The following is a 2,992-nucleotide window of genomic DNA, read 5'->3' as shown; positions in this document are numbered from 1 at the left end:
GGTCCCCACCTTCCTCAACGCCACCTACCTGATGCCCAAGGACGACTACGACTTCTGGAACCCCGAGAACGGCCACAAGCCCCTGCTCGGCCGCGGCAACCAGAACGTCTTCGAGGACAGCGTCGCCCCCGTGCACCGCGCGGGCCAGGTGCACCTGTGGGAGCAGGGCCACCGCATCGACGGCAATCTGCGCCTCGAAGCGGCCCCGGGGCACACGCCCGGCTCCAGCGTCCTCACCCTCGTCAGCGGCGGCGACCGCGCGGTCTTCGTCGGCGACCTGCTGCACAGCCCCGTCCAGCTCGTCGACCCGGAGCACAACAGCTGCTTCTGCGAAGATCCCGAGGGCGCCCGCGCCACCCGCCGGCGCATCCTCGGCTGGGCCGCCGATCACCACGCGCTCGTGGTCCCCGCCCACCTGGGAGGTCATGGCGCCGCCGAGGTCGAGCGCTCGGGCAGCGGGTTCGCCGTCAAGGGGTGGGCCCCCTTCACGCCGTATGCGCGCACAGCGGCGGACGAGACACAGGGGGCGACGGCATGAGCGCCACCCACCCCACCGTGACCACGGCACAGGGCACGGTCGCCGGCGCCCGCCACGAAGGCGTCGCCGTCTTCCGCGGCATCCCCTACGCCGCACCACCGGCCCGCGCCGGACGCTTCGCCGCGCCCGGGCCGCACGCCCCGTGGCAGGGCGTCCGGGATGCGACCGCGGCGGGCCCGACCGCGCCGCAGGCCGAGCGGAACCTGGGCGCCATCGACATGTCGCCCTACTTCGGGCCCGGCTGGATCCCGGGCGACGACTACCTGACCCTCGACGTATGGGCCCCCGACCAGCGGGACCGGAAGGGGAATCGAGCCCTGCCGGTCATGGTCTTCGTGCACGGCGGCGGCTTCGTGGCGGGATCGACCAGGGCGAGCCTGTATGACGGCACCGCCTTCGCACGAAGCGGCGTCGTCCTGGTCACGGTCAACTACCGCCTCGGGATCAGCGGTTTCCTCGACCTGCCCGGAGCACCGCGCAACCGCGGACTGCTCGACGTCCTGGCCGCCCTGCGCTGGGTCCGGGAGAACATCGCCGCGTTCGGCGGGGACCCCGGCCAGGTCACGCTGTTCGGCCAGTCCGCGGGCGCCACGCTCACCGGTGCCGTCATCGCCGCACCGGAGAGCAGGGGCCTCGTACGGAGGGCCATCGTGCAGAGCGGCAGCGGCCTGGGCGCCTTCTCGCCCGAACAGGCGGCCCGGGTGACGAAGGCGGCAGCCTCGGCCCTGGGCATCGCGCCGCACGCCGACGCCTTCGCGGCCGTCCCCGACGCACGCCTGATCGAGGCCGCGGCCCGGCTCGGCGGGATCGACCTGCGGACCACGACCGCCCACGACCCGCTGATCGGGCTCAGTCCCTTCAGCGTGGTCGCCGACCGGCAGCCCGCCGACGCCGTCGCCGCCGGGCACGGCAGCACCGGCATCGATCTCCTCATCGGCACCAACGCCGAAGAAGGCAACCTCTACCTCGTCCCTTCCGGCGCGTATGCCGCCTCCACGGAGGCCGACGTCCGGGCCGCGGCCGAGCGCTCCCACCCCGAACCGGACCTGCTCGTCGACGCCTACCGCGCGGCGCATCCCGGGGCCGGCCCCGGAGAGCTGCGCGCGGCCGTCATGGGAGACGCCCTGTTCGGCGCGGGGAGCTGGGCCCTGGCCGACGCCCACGCCGGGCGGTCCTCCGGCGCCACGTACAGCTATCGATTCGACTGGCGCTCGCTCGCCTTCGACGGGCTGCTCGGCGCGACCCACACCATGGAACTCCCCTTCGTCTTCGGCCTGGACGCGGCCCGACTGCACGGCGAGGGCGCGCTGTTCGGCACCGGCAGCCCTCCTCCCGACCTGGCTCCCCGTATGCACGCCGCCTGGATCCGCTTCGCCCGCGACGGCGACCCGGGCTGGGCCCCGTACGACACCCGCCGCCGGATCACGACGGTCATCGGCCGGGCCTGGGCGGTGCACGAGGACCCGCGCGGCGGCATACGGCGCGCCTGGAAACGGTGAGCCGCGGGTTCGCGCGGGTCGGGGCGCGGCGTGTCCCTGCCGATGAAGCGGTATGAACTCATTGCTCGGCCGGGCCGCCGCCCTCCTCTTCCCCGACACCGAGGGCCGGCACGGCGTGCTGCCTCCGCTGCTCGTCGTGCTGACCTTCGTCACGGGCCTCGTCGACGCCGTCAGCTATCTCGGCCTCGACCGTGTCTTCGTCGCCAACATGACCGGCAACGTGGTCTTCCTGGGCTTCGCGCTCGCGGGCGACGTGCAGTTGTCCGCGACCGCGTCGCTCCTGGCGGCCGGCTCCTTCGTGGTCGGCGCGTGGCTGGGCGGGCGGATCGCGCCACGGGTCGCGCGGCCGCTGCGGCTGTTCGCGCTGATCGTCGGGGCGCATGCCGTGCTGGTGGCGGCGGCCCTGGTGCTCGATGCCACCGCCGACGTCAGGGATGTACTGATCGTGCTGCTCGCGCTGGGGATGGGGCTGCAGAACGCCGTGGTCGGCAAGCTCGCCGTCCCCGATCTGAACACGACCGTCCTCACGCGCACCCTCACCGGTCTGGCCGCCGACCGCTTCGGACCGGCGTCCGTGCGCCGGTTCGTGTCCGTGGCCGCGATGTTCGCCGGTGCCCTCGTGGGCGGGCTGCTGCAACTCCGGCACGGCACGGTCGCCGCACTGGCGCCCGCGCTGGCGCTGCTCGCCCTTGTCGCTCTGACGGCGTCGCTGCCGGGCGCCGCCGCGCCGCGCGCGCAATGACGCGCATCGAGTGGCGTGCGAAGCCGAGCGGCCTAGCGTGCGCCCTCGACGAGCCGGGCGAGATTCTCCAGCGCCATCCGTGTGCCCGTCTCGTTGTCGGCGGCGGGCACGCTGCCGGGGATGCCTTCGTGCACGATGCGGACGTCGGTCCCGCCGTCCGCGTCGGTGAGCGTGGTCGTCATGGTCATGGTGGCGCTCATCCCGGGATCATCG

The 2,992-nt window shown here is 73.9% G+C and carries 4 protein-coding genes; 3 read left to right on the top strand and 1 reads right to left on the bottom strand.

From position 1 onward, the window contains the following. The 3 genes from ACQKIP_RS44035 to ACQKIP_RS44025 form a co-directional block, all read left to right on the top strand. Window positions 1–538, top strand: a 538-nt coding sequence (locus tag ACQKIP_RS44035; RefSeq protein WP_427745571.1) for an MBL fold metallo-hydrolase, incomplete at its 5' end; no start/stop codon positions are given. After that, complete coding sequence (locus tag ACQKIP_RS44030) at window positions 535–2,037, top strand: carboxylesterase/lipase family protein (protein WP_365865292.1); 1,503 nt, start codon at window positions 535–537, stop codon at window positions 2,035–2,037. The genes ACQKIP_RS44035 and ACQKIP_RS44030, both read left to right, overlap by 4 nt. Before the next feature lie 52 nt (window positions 2,038–2,089). Further along, window positions 2,090–2,779 carry a YoaK family protein gene (locus ACQKIP_RS44025; RefSeq protein ID WP_365865293.1) on the top strand — a complete coding sequence of 230 codons (690 nt, stop codon included), beginning with the start codon at window positions 2,090–2,092 and terminating at the stop codon, window positions 2,777–2,779. 32 nt (window positions 2,780–2,811) lie between these two features. On the opposite strand, the gene ACQKIP_RS44020 is transcribed toward ACQKIP_RS44025, so the two are convergent. Further along, window positions 2,812–2,992: SRPBCC domain-containing protein (locus ACQKIP_RS44020; protein WP_427745570.1), on the bottom strand; the 181-nt coding region annotated here is incomplete at its 5' end.

The organism is Streptomyces sp. NPDC059900 (genome assembly GCF_050270335.1).
Classification (GTDB): Bacteria; Actinomycetota; Actinomycetes; order Streptomycetales; family Streptomycetaceae; genus Streptomyces.
Note: the sequence above shows the minus strand (reverse complement) of the source record. Positions and strands in the feature narration are given on the sequence as shown.

Bases quoted from the DNA above. Each gene is read 5' to 3' on its own strand.
- ACQKIP_RS44030 (WP_365865292.1), top strand. From the start codon at position 535: ATGAGCGCCACCCACCCCACCGTGACCACGGCACAGGGCACGGTCGCC.
- ACQKIP_RS44025 (WP_365865293.1), top strand. From the start codon at position 2,090: ATGAACTCATTGCTCGGCCGGGCCGCCGCCCTCCTCTTCCCCGACACC.